Below are 16735 nucleotides of genomic sequence, written 5' to 3'. Positions count from 1 at the left end.
TCGCAATACTTGCCTTTGCCGAGTTTTTATACCGGGCACCCGCCCATTTGTTTGCCTGTAGCAACCAAGCGCTTCTATGGTTGCCCTAAGCAACAAATGACGGAGGTGTGATGGCCGAGCAGGCGCAGTACGAGGAGCTGGTACGTCAGTTCAGCGCCTTCGGCGCCGTGAAGCGGGAGATGGGGCGGATCCTGCCGTCCGACTGCCCGTCCGGCTCCGCCGCCGTACTGACGTTGCTGAGCCGCCACGGGGACATGCGCATGAGCAAGCTCGCGGAGCTGCTGGCCGTGGACATGTCGGTCACCAGCCGCCATGTCGCCCACGTGGCCGAGCGCGGCTGGATCGAGCGCTCCCCCGACCCGGCGGACAAGCGCAGCCGCATCCTGCACCTCACCCCGGCAGGCGAGGAACGCGTCCGGGAGATGTCCCGGCTGACCACCGAGCTGCTCGCCGAGCGCCTGAGCGACTGGACCGACGAGGAGGTCGCCCAGCTCACCGGGCTGATGACCCGGCTGCGGGCCAGCTTCGACGACTGCCGCTCCGCGCACCGGCCGCCGGCGCCCCCCGACCCACCCGAACACTCCCCCCGTACACCCGCGATCACCCAGTAGGAAAAGGAACCCCATGGCAACGACCACACCAGCCGGTGTGCGGGCGCACGCCAAGCACTCAGGAGGGCCGTCCGGCGCTCCGATGTCGCACCGGCAGATCATGGAAGCGCTGACCGGGCTGCTGCTCGGCATGTTCGTCGCGATCCTGTCGTCGACGATCGTCTCCAACGCTCTGCCCGACATCATCAAGGACCTCGGCGGCGGCCAGAGCGCCTACACCTGGGTGGTCACCGCGTCGCTGCTGGCGATGACCGCGTCCACCCCCCTGTGGGGCAAGCTCGCCGACCTCTTCTCCAAGAAGCTGCTCATACAGCTGGCCCTGGTCGTCTTCGTGGCCGGCTCCGCGCTGGCCGGTCTCTCGCAGAACCCGGCCATGCTCATCACCTTCCGCGCGGTGCAGGGCATCGGCATGGGCGGTCTGTCGTCGCTGGCCCAGATCATCCTGGCCGCGATGATCTCCCCGCGTGAGCGCGGCCGCTACAACGGCTACCTCGGCGCCACCTTCGCCACCGCGATGGTCGGCGGCCCGCTGATCGGCGGCGTCATCACCGACACCGACTGGCTCGGCTGGCGCTGGTGCTTCTACGTCGGCGTGCCCTTCGCGGTCGTCGCGCTGATCGTGCTCCAGCGCACCCTGCACCTCCCGGTCGTCCGGCGGAAGGTCAAGGTCGACTGGGCCGGCGCCTTCTTCATCACCGCCGCGGTCTGCCTGCTGCTGGTCTGGGTGACCTTCGCCGGTGACAAGTACGACTGGCTGTCGTGGCAGACCGGTGCGATGACCGGTGGTGCGCTCGCGCTGCTGCTGATCTTCGTCCTCGTGGAGTCCAGGGCGAGCGAGCCGATCATCCCGCTGCGCCTGTTCCGCAACCGCACGATCACGCTGGCCTCGCTGGCCTCCCTGTTCGTCGGCATCGCGATGTTCGCGGGCACGATCTTCTTCAGCCAGTACTTCCAGCTGGCGCGGGGCGAGTCGCCGACCATGTCCGGCGTGCTGACCATCCCGATGATCGTCGGCCTGTTCATCTCCTCGACCGTCTCCGGCCAGGTCATCACCCGCACCGGCCGCTGGAAGGCCTGGCTGCTGGCCGGCGGTGTGCTGGTGACGGCGGGCCTCGGGCTGCTGGGCACGATCCGCTACGACACCGAGTACTGGCACGTCGCGATCTTCATGGCCCTGCTGGGTCTCGGCGTCGGCATGATGATGCAGAACCTGGTCCTGGCCACCCAGAACCAGGTGGCCCCGAGCGACCTGGGCGTCGCCAGCTCGGTCGTCAACTTCTTCCGGTCCCTCGGCGGTGCCATGGGCGTCTCGGCGCTCGGCGCGGTCCTCAGCCACCGGATCACCCACTACGCCGAGGAGGGCCTGACCCAGCTCGGCGTGCAGGGCTCCGGCGGCGGCCACGGTGAGATCCCCGACCTCGACGCGCTGCCCGGCCCGGTGCGCACGGTCATCGAGAGCGCGTACGGCCACGGCGTCGCCGACGTCTTCCTGTACGCCGCGCCGATCGCCTTCCTCGCCCTCCTGTTCGCGCTGTTCATCAAGGAGGTCCCGTTGAAGACGAAGGGCGCGCTGGCCCAGGCCGCCGAGACCGAGTCGCCGGAGCCGGCCGAGACCCCGGCGGTCGCGCCGGCCGCGGCGCAGGAGCGGGTGCCGAGCTGGGCCGCGGCCTCCCCGGACACCGAGGTCGCTCCCGACGGCACGCAGAAGCTGTCCGCCGTCGCCACGGTGGCCCGGCCGGAGGAGTCGACCGGCGGCGGTGTCCCGGTCCGCGGCTTCGTGCGGGGCGCCGAGAGCGCGCCGGTGCCGCGGGCGGCGGTCACGCTGATCTCGCTGGCCGGCCGGCAGCTGGGCCGCTCGGTCGCGCAGACCGACGGTGGGTACGCGGTGGACGCGCCCGGCGCGGGGTCGTACGTCCTGATCGCCTCCGCCGACGGCTTCCAGCCGCAGGCCTCCACGATCGTCGTGAACGGCGACGAGCCGGTGGCCTACGACATCCTGCTCAGCGGCACCAGCGGCCTGAGCGGTGTCGTGCGCGCCTCGCAGAGCGCGCTGCCGGTCAAGGACGCGATGGTGATCGTCACCGACGTGCGCGGCGACCTGCTGGCCACCGCCGCCACCGGTGAGCAGGGCGAGTTCAGCTTCGCCGAGCTGGTGCCGGGCGCGGTGACCGTCGCGGTGAACGCCGCCGGTTACCGGCCGCGCGCCCTGCCCGTCGAGGTCGGCGGCGCCGGGGTCACCCGGATCGAGGTCGACCTGGAGGCCGGCGCGCAGGTCCAGGGCGTCGTACGGGCGCCGCACGGTCCGCTGGCCGACGCCCGCGTCACCCTGGTCGACGCGGCGGGCAACGTCGTGGGCACCGCCACCACCGGCACGGACGGGGCGTACGCCTTCACCGACCTGGACGGCGGCGAGTACACGGTCATCGCGACGGGCTACCCGCCGGTGGCGACCGCCCTGACGGTGACCGGCCCCGGCACCGACGACCACGACATCGAACTCGCCCACCCCGGCGAGTAGTCGAACTCCGGCCCGTGGCGGGCGGCGCGCTCTGAGCGGAGGTGCGCCGTCGCCGCGGGCCGGTTCTTCTTGAGACCTTCTGAGGAGTACGTGAGATGGGACTGACCGCGAGGATCCGTACCCGGGACGGGTGGGCCGTGTCGCACGCGGTCGTCACGGTGACGGACATGACCGGGACGCAGGTGCTGCGGCTGGAGGCGGACGCGGAGGGGGCCGTACGGGACGCGAACCCGCTGGTCCCGGGGGCGTACACCGTGATCGTCACCGCCGTCGGCTACGCGCCCGCCGCCGCGAGCGCGATCGTCACCGCGAGCGGTCGCGCCGAGGTCGGCACGGTGACGCTGGCCCGGCAGGGCGGCACGGAGTTGCCGCCGCCCGGTCCGTGGACCGTCGACCCGGCGCACTCCAGCGTCGCCGCCGTCGCCCAGCACCTGGGGATCTCCAGCGTGCACGGCCGGTTCACCCGGTTCTCCGGCGCCATCGAGATCGCGCCGGACGATGTCACCAAGTCCCGGGTGGAGGCGGTGATCCTGGCCGACTCGATCGACACGGGCAACGGCATGCGGGACGGGCATCTGAAGTCGCCCGACTTCCTCGACGTGGAGAAGTACCCCGAGATCACGTACCGCTCGACGGGGGTCACGGCCGCCGCTGGCACCGACCGCTGGACCGTGCACGGCGAGCTGACCATGCACGGCGTCGTACGGCCGGTGGACCTGGACCTGGCCTACCTCGGCACCGGAGCCGACCCCTGGGGCGGGACGCGGGCGGCGTTCCGCGCGACGGCCGAGCTGCACCGCGACGACTTCGCCATGAACTACAACCAGGTCGTCCAGGCGGGGATCGCGGCCATCGGTTCGACGCTCAAGGTCGAGCTGGACATCCAGGCCGTGCAGGGCGAGACACTGCCGCGAGCGTAAGCACGGCAGGGGCAGGCTGAACGGCCCGTGGGCCCCTAGGCTGCCCTCATGGCACCGAACATCGCGACCAACACCCGCGTCTCGCTCGAAGAGCTGCTCGACTTCGTACGGACCCGTCATCGCGCCGTCCTGCTGACCCGGCGGACCGACGGCAGCCCGCAGGCCTCGCCGCTGACCTGCGGGGTCGACGACTCCGGGCGGATCGTGATGTCCACGTACCCCGAGCGGGCCAAGACGCGCAACGCCAAGCGGGACCAGCGGGTCAGCGTCCTTGTCCTCAGCGACGACTGGAACGGGCCGTGGGTGCAGGTCGACGGGACCGCCGAGGTCATCGACTCGCCGGATTCCGTGGAGCCGCTCGTCGAGTACTACCGGAACATCGCCGGGGAGCACCCGGACTGGGACGAGTACCGGGCGGCGATGGTGAAGCAGGGGAAGTCGATCATTCGGGTGACGCCGGAGAAGTGGGGGCCGGTGGCCACCGGTGGGTTTCCCGCGCGGCTCGTGGAGGGTGACGCCTAGGAGCTCGGGGGGCGTGGGTCGTCGTGCGGGTGCGGGTCCGTTGTGGCCGGTCGCGCCCGCGCGGCGGAGCCGCATATCGATTCAGTCCCGCGCCCCTGAAGGCGCTTCGCGCCCTCCGGGTGGGGCGCTGCGCGCCACCATCGCCTCGATGCCCGCCACCAGCAGGTCCAGGGCGAACTCGAAGTCCCGCTCCCACATCTCCTCGACCGTGTCGCCGCCCCTGGCCTCCATGAGTTCCGCGGAATCCTGGACGATGTCGGCGGCCTCGGGGGACTGGGTCACCGTGCTCATGGCGTGGTGGAAGTAGTCGTCCGGGGTCATGCCGAACGCCGTGCTGCGGGCGATGAAATGGCCCTCGATCGTGCCGAAGCCGTACACGAACTGGAAGACCGCGGAGATGGCGGCCACCAGGCCGTGCGCGGGCAGGCCCGTCCTGCGGATGATCCGCTGGACCTGGCGGGAGAAGGCAAGGCTGTTCGGGCCGATGTTGACGTACGTGCCGATCAGCGGCGACAGCCACGGGTGCCGGACCAGCAGGCCGCGGTACTCGCGGGCCAGCGCGCGCAGTTGGTCGCGCCAGTCCTCGTCGGTCTCCGGGTCGGGCAGGGCGAGCTCCCCGAACGCGGCGTCGAGGGCGAGTTCGAGCAGGTCGTCCTTGGTGTCGACGTACCAGTACACGGACATCGCGGTGACGTTCAGCTCGGCCGCCAGCCGCCGCATGGAGAACTTGGCCAGCCCTTCGGCGTCCAGCATCCGTACGGTCACCTCGGTGATCCGGTCCCGGTCGAGCCCTGAGGGCTGACCGCCACCGCGCCCACCTCTCCGCTCCTTGCCCTCCAGCCAGATGCTGGTCCGCGCGGACTGCCGGGCTGCCCTGGCCATGGCGCACCTTCCTAGAACATTCGATCGGCGATCACGAAAACGCCCCTCCAGGGGCGCGGGGCTGTTTCAATTTTGCGGCTCCGCCGCGTGGGCGCGACCAGCCACAACGGTCCCGCAGTCGCCCGACAACGGTATGCCCCGAGCTCTCAGGCGGAATCTCCCCTTTCAGCCCGCCGCAGCAAAGCGCCCGCGACCAATCCTCCCAACAGCACAGCCAACGCCCCCACCAGCAGACTGGTCTGAAGCCCGGAGGAGAACGCGTCCGTGATCTCCGCCTTCTCCTCGGCCGACCCGGCAGCCGCCAGCGCCGCGGGCAGGGACGTCGCCGCCACCGGAATCAGCGCCGCGAACCGCGAGTTGAGCAGGGCGCCCAGCACGGCGACCCCCAGCCCGGTGCCGAACTCCGCCACCGTGCCGTTGATCCCGCCGCCGACCCCGGCCTTCTCCGGCGGAATCGCACTCATGATCGCGTGTGACATCGCCGGACTCGCCACCGCCGCACCGGCACCGATGAGCACCAGCCCCAGCAGCGTGCCGGTGTAACCGCCGGAGGACACCGTGGCGATGGAGGCCAGGCCCGCCGCCATGACCGCCATGCCGAGCCCGATGGCGAGCGGGGTGCCCAGCCGGGTCGCCCACTTCGCCGCCACACCGGTGAAGTTCAGCGCCACGATCATCAGGGCGAGCGGGGCCGTGCGCAGCCCGGCCTCCAGCGGCTCGTAGCCGAGCACGAACTGCATGTGCTGGGTGAGCAGGAAGAGCGAGCCGCCCATGCCGAAGGTGATCAGCACACCGCCCGAGACCGCGCCCATGAACCGCCGGTTCCGGAAGAAGTGCATGTCGATCATGGGGTACGGGATCCGGCTCTCCCAGTACGCGAAGGCGGCCAGCACGAGGACGGCCACCGCCGCCGTCAGCAGGACCCGGCCCGACGTCCAGCCGTGCTCCGGCCCCGAGATGATCGCGTACACGAGCGAGGCCATGCCGATCGTGGAGAGGACGGCGCCCAGCAGGTCGGGGCGGTCGCCCTGGGGGTTCTTCGACTCCGGGACGAGCACCACGACGGCGATCAGGGCGAGCACCGCGACCGGGATGTTGATCAGGAAGATCGCGCCCCACCAGAAGTGGTCCAGCATGAAGCCGCCGAGCAGCGGGCCGGCCGCGAAGCCCAGCGAGTTCACCGCCGCCCAGATGCCGATCGCCTTGGGCTGCTCCTCCGGCGTGAAGATCTGGATCGCCACGGCCAGCACGGTGGTCATCAGCAGCGCGCCGCCGACGCCCATCCCGGCCCGCGCCGCGATCAGCTGGCCCGTGGAGTCGGCGAGGCCGGCCACCAGCGAGCCCACGCCGAACAGGGCCAGGCCCGCGGCCAGCATCTTCTTGCGGCCGTAGCGGTCGGCCGCACTGCCGGCCGTGAGCAGCAGACCCGCCTGCACCAGCGAGTAGGCGTTGATCATCCACTGGATGTCCGAGGTGGCGGCGCCCAGTTCGCGGGTGAGCGAGGGGATGGCCACGTTCAGCACGGTGTTGTCGAGCACCACGGTGAGCACCGCGAGGCACAGGACACCGAGGATCAGCCAGCGCTGCGGGTGGCCGCCCGGTGACTGGGGCTGCGGCGGGGCCGGCGCCTGTTCCTGGGGGGACGTCGTCATGTTGTACACCGTAGAACACCTCTCATACGGTGTACAGCAGATTTCCCATACAGCGTATAAGAGGAGGCCGAGAAGGGGGCGGTGGCTCTGGCCACCGCCCCCTGTTCTCGCAGGGACCGTCAGCTGTCGCTCGTCGGCCGCGTCAGGTCGTAGAAGGTCGTGCCGTCGACCGTCACCGACTTGAAGTTCTCCTGGACCCAGGAGCTGATCTGCGAGGAGGTGCCGTTGCCGCTGCCTCCCATGCCGCCGCCGCTGCCACCGGCGATGAAGTAGTGGATCTTTCCGTCCGCCACGTACTCCTTGAACTCGGCCAGTGTCGGGGACGGGTCGGTGCCGTTGAAGCCGCCGATCGCCATCACCGGCTCGCCGGTGGAGAGCTGGTAGCTCGCGGCGTTCTGGGCCCCGATGGCCGCGGCCGCCCAGGTGTAGTCCCCGGCGTTCGTCTCCAGCAGCTCCTTGACCTCGTCGCTGACGCTGGCGCCGTTGAGCAGACCGCCGACGCCGCCGCCTCCCATGCCGCCGCCCTCGCCCATCCGGCCGCCGCCGGGCATGCCGCCCTGCTGGTTCTGGCCCTGGCCCTGGCCCTGGGTGTTGCCGTTGCCGTTCTGCCCGCCCGGCGTGCCGCCGCCCGGGAAGCCGTTCTGGCCGTTCTGCTGGTTCTGGCCGGGCATGCCGCCACCTCCGGGGCCGCCGCCCATGCCCCCACCGCCGCCGGGGCCGCCACGGCCGCCCGCGACCGCGGGGCCCGCGGTGACGATCGAGCCGGTGTGGCCCTCGTTGACCGTGGTGAGCGTGTACGCGGTCGGGCCGGCCAGCGCCGCGACGAGGCCCAACCCGACGACGCCCATGGTCAGTCGGCGTCCGAGCTTCGAGGCGAAGATCAGGCCCAGCGCCGCGGTCAGTCCGCCGACCAGGACCAGCCATTTCAGCCAGGGCAGGTAGTCCGAGGAGCGGTTGAGCAGGACGTAGCCCCAGGCGGCGGTGGCCGTCATCGCGCCCGCCAGGGTCAGCGACGCCCACACCTTGTCGCGCCTGTCCCAGAGCAGCGCCGCGCCCATGCCGATCAGCGGGGCGATGTAGGGGGCGAGGGCCACCGTGTAGTACTCGTGGAAGATGCCCTGCATATAGCTGAAGACCAGCACGGTCGTGATCAGCGCGCCGCCCCAGACCAGGAACGAACCGCGCGTCACCGACGTACGGCGCGCCTTGCGCGTGGCCACCAGGGCCGCGACCAGCAGGATCAGCGCGGCCGGGAGCAGCCAGGAGATCTGGCCGCCGATGGAGGAGCTGAAGAGGCGGTCCCAGCCGGTCTCACCCCAGTTGCCGCCGCCGTTTCCGCCGCCACCGCCCCCGCCGACGCTGCCGGTCTCGTCGCCGCTGAGCCGGCCGAGGCCGTTGTAGGCGAAGGTCAGCTCCAGGAAGGAGTTGTTCTGCGAGCCGCCGATGTAGGGACGGGAGGAGGCGGGCCACAGTTCGACGATCGCGACCCACCAGCCGCCCGAGACGACGATCGCGGCGAGGCCCGCGGCGAGCTGGCCGATCCGCTTCCTCACCGGCACCGGGGCGCAGACCGCGTACACGAGCGCGAGCGGCGGCAGGATCAGGAAGGCCTGGAGGGTCTTGGCGAGGAAAGCGAAGCCGATCGCGGCCCCGGCCCACACCAGCCACCTGGTACGGCCGTCCTCCATCGCCCGGATGACGAAGTAGCAGGCCACGGCCATCAGCAGGGCCAGCATCGCGTCCGGGTTGTTGAACCGGAACATCAGCGCCGCGACCGGCGTGAGCGCCAGCACCGCGCCCGAGATCAGGCCGGCGGCCGGGCTGAAGCGGCGGCGTACGGCCGCGTACACCACGGCGACCGTGCCGACGCCCATGAGGACCTCGGGGAGCAGGATCGCCCACGAGCTGAGGCCGAAGAGGCGGACGGACAGGGCCATCGGCCACAGGGAGGCCGGGGGCTTGTCGACGGTGATGGCGTTCGCCGCGTCCAGTGAGCCGAAGAAGAAGGCCTTCCAGGACTGGCTGCCGGCCTGGACGGCCGCCGAGTAGAAGGAGTTGGCGTAGCCGGAGGCGCTCAGGTTGTAGAGGTAGAGGAGGAGGGTGGCGAGCAGGAGGCCGAGGATGGCCGGGCGCGCCCAGCGCGGGTCCTCGGGGCGGCCGCGCCACAGCCGCCGTACGAAGGGCTGCTCGGGGTCGCCGGCGCCGGGGGCCGGCGGTGGAGCCCAGGTGGCGGGGCCCGCGTCTCTGCCGTAGGTCTCGTGGGACTGCTGGTCGTAGTGGACGGTCATCGGTATTCCCTCGACTCGGTCTCGTGCGGGCGCACCGGCTGCAGTTGCAGGGTGGCGTCCCGCCAATTGCCGTCCGCGGCTTCACCGGCGCGGAACCGATCGGTGTCGTACGTGGGGTGGGGTGTGCGAAGCGGCAACGGGCCGTAGCTCAGGGGCGGTTGCGGGGCGAGGACCGCCGGCCCGGTGTCGTCACGCCGGTCCGGGAACACCCACGCCCGGAAGAGCAGGAACCGCAGCACGGTCGCCGCGAGGTTGGCGGCGATCAGGACCGCCAGTTCGGTGGAGTGCGCGGGATCGCTGCCGGCCGCGTTCAGGGCGGCGAGCGAGCCGCTGGTCAGGGCGAGTCCGATGCCGAAGACGACCAGGCCCTGCGCCTGGTGCCGGACCGCCCCGCTGCGGCCGCGCACCCCGAAGGTCAGCCGCCGGTTGGCCGCCGTGTTGGCGACCGCGGAGACCAGCAGGGCGAGCGCGTTGGCGAGCTGCGAGCCGGTGAAGACCCTGAAGCCGCTGTACAGCAGCAGATAGAACAGGGTGGACAGGCCGCCGACCACGCAGAATCCGACGAGCTGGCGGGCCAGGCCTCCCGGTACGTCCTCGATCTCCCGGTCGCGCGGGTCGTCACCGAACGGGCGGGCGAGGCGGTCCAGCGGCAGACAGCCGGAGGCCAGGGCCTTGCCGACCCGCCACACGCCCTTCAGGTCGTCGGTGGCCGTCTTCACGATGTGGACCGTGGAGTCGGGGTCGTCCACCCAGTCGACGGGCACCTCGTGGATCCGCAGGCCCGCGCGTTCGGCGAGCACCAGCATCTCGGTGTCGAAGAACCAGCCCGTGTCCTCCACCATCGGCAGCAGGATCTGGGCGACGTCGCGGCGTATGGCCTTGAAACCGCACTGCGCGTCCGAGAAGCGGGCGTGGAGCGAGCCGCGCAGGATGAGGTTGTACGAGCGGCTGATGAACTCCCGCTTGGTGCCGCGCACGACGCGCGAGCTACGGGCCAGCCGGGAGCCGATCGCCAGGTCCGAGTGCCCCGAGATCAGCGGGGCCACCAGCGGCAGCAGGGCGTTGAGGTCGGTGGACAGGTCGACGTCCATGTAGGCGAGGATCGGGGCGTCCGAGGCGGACCAGACGGTCCGCAGCGCCCGGCCGCGGCCCTTCTGCTCCAGCCGGAAGGACCTGACCGCGGGGAGCTCCGCCTCCAGCCGCGACGCCACCCGGGGGGTGGTGTCCGTCGACGCGTTGTCCGCGATCGTGATGCGGAACGCGTACGGGAAGGTCCGCTTGAGGTGATCGTGCAGTCTCAGCACACACGGCTGGAGGTCCTTCTCCTCGTTGTAGACGGGGATCACTACGTCCAGGACAGGCGTACCGGCGTCTCCGGCCGGGAGGTGCTCCCGCGCCGGCAGGGTGCCGGGAGAAGAGTCGGTTCGCATGGGACCGACTTTCGTCAGGCGCCCTGTTCCACCCATGTGGTGGCGCTGTGCTGTGCCTGTGAGTGCTGTTGCCAGCTCATTTCGGGGCTCGGCGGCGCGGGGAGCGCCGGCAGGCGCACCGTGAAGACGGTGCGTCCGGGCACGCTGTCGACGGTCACGGCACCGCCGTGCGCGGTGGCCACGGCCTGCACGATGGCGAGGCCGAGGCCGGTGGAGCCGGTGGCGCGGGAGCGCGCGGAGTCGCCGCGCGCGAACCGTTCGAAGACGTGCGGGAGCATATCCGGCGGGATGCCCTGGCCGTTGTCCTCGACGTCCACGCACAGCCACGGGCCCCTCCGCTGAACACGCGCGGTGACCGTCGTGCCGGGTGGGGTGTGGTTGCGGGCGTTGCCGAGGAGGTTGACGAGGACCTGTTGCAGACGCGCCGCGTCCGCGGAGACGAGCGCGGGCTCGTCGGGCAGGTCGAGGCGCCAGTTGTGGTCCATGCCGGCCGCGCGGGCGTCGCTGACGGTGTCGACGACGAGCGGGATCAGGTCGGTCTGCTCGAACTGGAGGGGGCGGCCCGCGTCCAGCCGGGCGAGCAGGAGGAGATCCTCGACGAGGAGGGTCATGCGGCCGGCCTCGGACTCGATCCGGGCGAGGGCGTGTCTGGTGTCCGGGCCGATGTCCTCCCTGCCGCGTCTGGTCAGCTCGGCGTATCCGCGAATGGACGCGAGGGGCGTGCGCAGCTCATGGCTCGCGTCCGCCACGAACTGCCGCACCCGCATCTCGCTCTGCTGCCGGGAGTGCAGGGCGCCGTGGACGTGGTCGAGCATGCGGTTCAGGGCGGCCCCGACCCGTCCGACCTCGGTGTGCGGGTCGGTCTCGGACTCGGGGACGCGTTCGCTGAGGTTGACCTCGCCGGTGTGGAGGGGGAGTTCGGAGACCCGGGTGGCGGTGCTGGCCACTCGGCGCAGCGGGCGGGTGGCCACGCCGACCAGCACGGAGCCGGCGATTCCGGCGGCGATCAGTCCGGCGCCGGTGACGCTGGCCTCGATGAGCATCAGTGTGTTGAGGGTGCTGGTGACTTCCTCGGTGGGGATCGCCACGTAGTAACTGCGGGTTCCTTCGATGTCGGTCCGGTACTGGACCCGGTACTCGCCGAGGCTGCCCAGGTCGACGGTGTGCTGCTTCTTGTCCTGGGCGACCTTGTTGAGCGCCGCCGTCTGACCTTCGGTGAGCTCGTTGGCCACCATTCCGAAATTGTCGGCAGTCGTACTGTCGTCGGACTTCTGGCCGACCTTGGCCTCGGTGATGACGCCGTTCCGGACCAGGGCGATGACCGTGCCGCCCGACGACGACGGGGTGCCCGCACGCTTGACGAACTCGTCGAGTTTGAGGGTCTGGGAGCCCTTGTCGGTGACGTTGTCGTCAGGTTCCTCCTTGCCGGGAGCGTCACCGGGAGGTTTGCCGAAACCTGTGGCCCGATCACCGGCCTCGCTCAGCTGGTTGCCCAACTGTTCGTACAGATGCGAGCGCAGCGCGAGCGTCGTCACGGTGCCGATCACCGCGCAGACCACGGCGATCAGCACCACGGAGGCGACGACGAGCCGGGTCCGCAGGGTACGCGGCTGACCTGCCCGTTTCTTCTGCGCACGCGGTCGTCGTCGCCCGCTCATGAGGCCGCGGGCTTGATCAGGTAACCGGCACCGCGCCGGGTGTGGATCATCGGCTCCCGGCCCGCGTCGATCTTGCGGCGCAGGTAGGAGATGTACAGCTCGACGACGTTGGCCTGGCCGCCGAAGTCGTAGGACCACACGCGGTCGAGTATCTGGGCCTTGCTGAGCACACGCCGCGGGTTGCGCATGAGGAAGCGCAGTAGCTCGAACTCGGTGGCGGTGAGGTGGATGTTGTCGCCGGCCCGCGACACCTCGTGGCTGTCCTCGTCGAGGGTCAGGTCGCCGACGACGAGCACGGAGTCGGACCGCCGGTCGGCGGCGCCGGAGCGCCGGATGAGCCCGCGCAGCCGGGCCACGACCTCCTCCAGGCTGAACGGCTTGGTGACGTAGTCGTCGCCACCGGCGGTGAGCCCGGCGATACGGTCCTCGACGGCGTCCTTCGCCGTCAGGAACAGCACCGGCACGTCCGGCAGCTCGCGGCGCAGCCGCCCGAGGACGGTCAGGCCGTCCATGTCCGGCAGCATCATGTCCAGGACGACGGCGTCGGGCCGGAACTCGCGCGCGGTCTGGACGGCACCGGTGCCGTCACCCGCGCTGCGGATCTGCCAGCCCTCGTAGCGGAGGGCCATGGACAGCAGTTCGGTGATCGACATCTCGTCGTCCACCACAAGCACTCGGACGGGGCTCCCGTCCGGCCTCAGCAGTTCGGTGCGCCCCTGGGGCGAGGTCGTGGTCATAGCGGACACCCTGTCGAGGTCCTCTAAGAACACGCTTTCCGCAACCTGTGATTTTCCTGAGAAACGCACAGGAGGCTCTCAGGAAGTCCCTGGGTACCGCTCATTCCGGGGCGTCGAGGTCACCGACGGCGACCTGAGCGCCAGCCTGGCGCTTGCTTCGCGCCTGCCTGGCGCCTGCCTGGGTGGCCTTCCTCAGAACAAGCCGTCCTGACCCGTCCTGCTCCTGAACCCCTTGACGGTCAGGGTCAGTTCGTCGCCGTCGGCCTGGACCAGCTCCCACCCCGCCAGCAACCGCGTGTCCAGCACGACGACCCCGCCCCCGCCCGCCAGGTCCAGATGGAGATCGGGCCCGGCGGCCGCCACCAACCGCCCGCTCACCACCCCGCCCGCGGCGAGCTCGGTCACCTCCCCGACGGCATCCGGGAGATCCGCGAGCCCGAACACCCCGGCGTGGTCGACCGGTTGGCACGGCTCGCGGGTGAGGGACTCCGGCCAGCCCGCCAGCGCGACCGCCCGTGCGTGCAGGTCCTCGACCTCGCCCGCCCGCTCCGCCGCCGACTCCGGCAACCGCGAGCGCACCGCCCGCTTGTCGGCGTACGGAATCCGGTCCGGCACCCGCAGGGCCGCCCGCAGCAGCTCCTCCGTGCGCCGCGCCGCCATCAGCGGACCGGCGCCGAGCCAGCTGAAGCAGACCGCGCCCTGCTCCAGCAGCCGTGCCGAGCCGCGCTCGAGGGCGGTGATGCCGACCTTGGTCATCCCGGGGCCGAACCAGGCCAGATACACGTGGTACGGCCGCGGATCGTCCGCGATCGTGTCGGCGGCCACCGAGTGCGCCCGGTCCAGCCGCGCACACTCCTCGCAACGCGCCCCAGTGCTCCGCCCCGGCACGGCCGCGCGCACCGGACACGCGTGCCCCCGCGCTCCCACGCAGGTCCGCGCTCCCCCTTCCGCGACCCCGAAGGCCACCCGCTTCCCCCAGGTCAGCGCCGAGCGCCGACCGCCGTCCCAGGCCAGCTCGGGGCCGCCCGCCGACCAGCGCAGTCCTGTGCATCTCCATGCCTGTGCCATCGCTTTCGGAGCCTAGAGGCCGCCACTGACAACGCCCCTGACCACGCCCTTCAGCGACCGCCCGGACCGGCCTCGGCGACCGCCGGCTCGGGCTCGGCGGCCGTGCCCCGCACAGCGACCACCTCCGTCGCCGCCACGGCCGTACGACGGCCGCGCCCCGCGAGCCGGCAGCCCCAGCAGTCCGCGTGCCCGGCCCGTGCCGTCAGGTCACGCGCCCCCATGGGCCACTGGGCGCGCGGCCGGACGCCCGGTGGCTTGCCCCATCCGGTCAGATGCAGGACCCAGGTGACGAGGACGCTCGCCGCCAGGATCCCGGTCCCGCCGACCATCAGCACGGCCGAAACCGTGCACACCCCCGCCCCCAGCACACTGGCGCCGATGGTCGCGATGGCCGTTCCGGTCCACCCCGCGACCGTATGCCCCTCGTCATACTGGCTCACGTGCCCGCCTCCCTCACGTCAGGGTCTCTCACGTCGTAAGAAGTTTAGGCACTAAATATCTCACAAGCTAAGGTAATCAGGAAGATGCACGCCAAGCCGCGCCCCTCCGCCTCCCCGGCCCAGGCCCTGTCCGCGATGGATCACCTCATCGCGACCTCGATGGTCGGGCAGCAGGAGATCGCCGCACAAGTGGGCCTGAACGTCACGGACCTGACCTGCTTCGCCTACGTCCTGGAGGCCGGCGAGAACCTGCTCACGGCCGGCGACCTGGCGGCGCGCGCCCACGTCACCACGGGCGCGGTGACCGGCATCCTCAACCGCCTGGAACGCGCGGGATACGTCACCCGCCGCCCCGACCCGACGGACCGCCGCCGGGTGCGGGTGGCCGCGGTGCCGGACGCGGAGGCCCGTATCCGCGAGATCTACGAGCCCTACTACGCCCGGCTGATGAACCTCTTCGCCGACTACTCCCCCGCGGAGATCGCCGTCCTGACCGACTGGTTCACCCGCGCGAGCACGCTGGCGGCGGACTACCTGGAGGAGTACTGCCGCGCCGACTGACGCGTGGGCCGCTTCACCCAGGGCCTGTCACGGGCTCACCGGCCGCGGCCGGTGTCCCGCGCGTCGTACGCTGTCCGCGCCCGCTCGACCTCGTCCAGATGGACGGACCACTCCGACAGCGCGGCGAACAACGGCGCCAGGCTGCGCCCCAGTTCACTGATCTCGTACTCCACGCGCGGCGGGACCTCGGGGTAATACGTGCGCACGACCAGCCCGTCGCGCTCCAGTTGCCGCAGCCGCTGGGTCAGCACCTTCGGCGTGATGGTGGCGATCCGGCGCTCCAGTTCGACGAAGCGCTGACGGCCGTACTCGTGGAGCGCCCACAGGATCGGGGTGGTCCAGCGGCTGAAGACGATGTCGACGACGGGGGAGATCGGGCAGGCGCTCTCGGGGTCCGCGCTCCGCGGGACCCGCATCCTTGTGTCCTCGGTCACAACTGCCCCCGTCCGCCAATACTTTCCTCTAGGTACCTACTACCTCCACAACAGTAGCGTCGCCGTACGAGATCCGAACTCGGAAACGGAGACCGATGATGATCGTGGTGACCGGAGCAACGGGCAATGTCGGAAGGCCACTTGTGCGTGCCCTCGTCGAGGCGGGCGAGCAGGTGACGGCGGTCTCCCGCCGCATCTCCGCGACGGACGTTCCGGCGGGCACCCGCCACCACCGGGCCGACCTGACCGACCCCGGCCGCCTGGAGCCCGCGCTCGCCGGCGCCAAAGCCCTCTTCCTGCTGACCTCGGGCGACTTCATGGCGGCCGGCGGCGACCTCGGCGCCGTCCTGGACGCCGTACGGGGTTCGGGCGTCCGGCGCGTGGTCCTGCTGTCCTCCCAAGGCGTCGGCACGGGCGACCACCCCTCGACGATGGAGGACGCGGTCAAGGCGTCGGGCCTGGAGTGGACGATGCTGCGGCCCGGCGGCTTCCACTCCAACGCCCTCCAGTGGGCCGACATGATCCGCGCACGCCGCGAGGTCGCCGCCCCCTTCGGCGACGTGGCCCTGCCGACCGTCGACCCGGCCGACGTCGCGGAGGTCGCGGCACTGACCCTGCGCGAGCCCGGCCACGACGGCGAGGTCTACGAACTCACCGGCCCCGCCCCCGTCTCCCCTCGACAGCAGACAGCCGCGATCGGGGCCGCGCTCGGAGAACCGGTCGCCTTCGTCGAACTGACCCGCGCCCAGGCCCGCGAGCACATGCTGCGCGCGCTGCCCGAGCCCGTCGTCGACAGCACGCTCGACATGCTGGGCGCGCCGCCGGCCGGGCTGCGACGGGTGAGCCCGGACGTGGAACGGGTTCTCGGGCGGCCGGGGCGTACGTTCGCGGAGTGGGTGGCGCGCGGTGTCGGGGCGTTCAAGTAGGCGATACCCGGAGGCCGGACGGTAGAGCGACACCGGGCCCCGCACGGTAGAGCCTGCCCTACCCCGAGTCCGGGAGGCCACCCCATCG

At 71.3% G+C, this 16735-nt stretch carries 15 protein-coding genes; 6 read left to right on the top strand and 9 right to left on the bottom strand.

Annotated features, from left to right (window positions below; all coding sequences use genetic code 11):
* The first annotated feature begins 110 nt into the window (after positions 1-110).
* The 4 genes from ACIRD7_RS30800 to ACIRD7_RS30785 all read left to right on the top strand — a co-directional run bounded on the left by ACIRD7_RS30800 (position 111) and on the right by ACIRD7_RS30785 (position 4571).
* The gene (locus tag ACIRD7_RS30800; RefSeq protein WP_403458732.1) at positions 111-611 is read left to right on the top strand and encodes a MarR family winged helix-turn-helix transcriptional regulator; all 501 of its coding nucleotides are present in this window, start codon (positions 111-113) and stop codon (positions 609-611) included.
* Positions 612-624: 13 nt separating this feature from the next.
* Positions 625-3129, top strand: a complete 2505-nt coding sequence (locus ACIRD7_RS30795) for an MFS transporter (protein WP_403458730.1) — start codon at positions 625-627, stop codon at positions 3127-3129.
* A gap of 95 nt (positions 3130-3224) precedes the next feature.
* Complete coding sequence (locus tag ACIRD7_RS30790) at positions 3225-4049, top strand: YceI family protein (protein WP_403458729.1); 825 nt, start codon at positions 3225-3227, stop codon at positions 4047-4049.
* A 48-nt stretch (positions 4050-4097) separates the two neighbouring features.
* Positions 4098-4571, top strand: coding sequence for a PPOX class F420-dependent oxidoreductase (locus tag ACIRD7_RS30785; RefSeq protein ID WP_403458727.1), 474 nt, complete (start codon positions 4098-4100; stop codon positions 4569-4571).
* Positions 4572-4652: 81 nt separating this feature from the next.
* Here the strand turns inward: ACIRD7_RS30785 and ACIRD7_RS30780 are convergent, their stop codons facing one another.
* The 8 genes from ACIRD7_RS30780 to ACIRD7_RS30745 form a co-directional block, all read right to left on the bottom strand.
* Positions 4653-5453, bottom strand: a complete 801-nt coding sequence (locus tag ACIRD7_RS30780; RefSeq protein WP_403458726.1) for a TetR/AcrR family transcriptional regulator — start codon at positions 5451-5453, stop codon at positions 4653-4655.
* Positions 5454-5599: 146 nt separating this feature from the next.
* The gene (locus tag ACIRD7_RS30775; RefSeq protein WP_403458725.1) at positions 5600-7105 is read right to left on the bottom strand and encodes an MFS transporter; all 1506 of its coding nucleotides are present in this window, start codon (positions 7103-7105) and stop codon (positions 5600-5602) included.
* A gap of 119 nt (positions 7106-7224) precedes the next feature.
* Positions 7225-9393 (bottom strand): ArnT family glycosyltransferase, encoded by a 2169-nt coding sequence (locus tag ACIRD7_RS30770; RefSeq protein WP_403458723.1) that lies wholly within the window; start codon positions 9391-9393, stop codon positions 7225-7227.
* Positions 9390-10823, bottom strand: coding sequence for a glycosyltransferase (locus ACIRD7_RS30765; RefSeq protein ID WP_403458721.1), 1434 nt, complete (start codon positions 10821-10823; stop codon positions 9390-9392). The genes ACIRD7_RS30770 and ACIRD7_RS30765 overlap by 4 nt, the downstream gene beginning before the upstream one ends.
* A 14-nt stretch (positions 10824-10837) precedes the next feature.
* Positions 10838-12481: a sensor histidine kinase gene (locus ACIRD7_RS30760; RefSeq protein ID WP_403458719.1), complete on the bottom strand. Its 1644-nt coding sequence runs from the start codon at positions 12479-12481 to the stop codon at positions 10838-10840.
* Positions 12478-13218 carry a response regulator transcription factor gene (locus ACIRD7_RS30755; RefSeq protein WP_403458718.1) on the bottom strand — a complete coding sequence of 247 codons (741 nt, stop codon included), beginning with the start codon at positions 13216-13218 and terminating at the stop codon, positions 12478-12480. The genes ACIRD7_RS30760 and ACIRD7_RS30755 overlap by 4 nt, the downstream gene beginning before the upstream one ends.
* A gap of 192 nt (positions 13219-13410) precedes the next feature.
* Complete coding sequence (locus ACIRD7_RS30750) at positions 13411-14286, bottom strand: DUF2797 domain-containing protein (RefSeq protein ID WP_403458717.1); 876 nt, start codon at positions 14284-14286, stop codon at positions 13411-13413.
* A gap of 50 nt (positions 14287-14336) precedes the next feature.
* The gene (locus tag ACIRD7_RS30745) at positions 14337-14726 is read right to left on the bottom strand and encodes an HGxxPAAW family protein (protein ID WP_403458716.1); all 390 of its coding nucleotides are present in this window, start codon (positions 14724-14726) and stop codon (positions 14337-14339) included.
* A gap of 84 nt (positions 14727-14810) precedes the next feature.
* On the opposite strand from ACIRD7_RS30745, the gene ACIRD7_RS30740 reads away from it, so the two are divergent.
* Positions 14811-15287, top strand: a complete 477-nt coding sequence (locus ACIRD7_RS30740; protein ID WP_403458714.1) for a MarR family winged helix-turn-helix transcriptional regulator — start codon at positions 14811-14813, stop codon at positions 15285-15287.
* A gap of 35 nt (positions 15288-15322) precedes the next feature.
* Here the strand turns inward: ACIRD7_RS30740 and ACIRD7_RS30735 are convergent, their stop codons facing one another.
* Positions 15323-15703 (bottom strand): winged helix-turn-helix transcriptional regulator, encoded by a 381-nt coding sequence (locus ACIRD7_RS30735; RefSeq protein WP_403458711.1) that lies wholly within the window; start codon positions 15701-15703, stop codon positions 15323-15325.
* A 116-nt stretch (positions 15704-15819) separates the two neighbouring features.
* Here ACIRD7_RS30735 and ACIRD7_RS30730 point away from each other — a divergent pair, with 116 nt between their 5' ends.
* On the top strand, positions 15820-16647 hold the full coding sequence (locus tag ACIRD7_RS30730; RefSeq protein ID WP_403458877.1) for an NAD(P)H-binding protein: 828 nt from the start codon (positions 15820-15822) through the stop codon (positions 16645-16647).
* The last annotated feature ends 88 nt before the right edge of the window (positions 16648-16735 follow it).

Source organism: Streptomyces sp. NPDC093568 (assembly GCF_044764945.1).
Taxonomy (GTDB): Bacteria; Actinomycetota; Actinomycetes; order Streptomycetales; family Streptomycetaceae; genus Streptomyces.
Note: the sequence above shows the minus strand (reverse complement) of the source record. Positions and strands in the feature narration are given on the sequence as shown.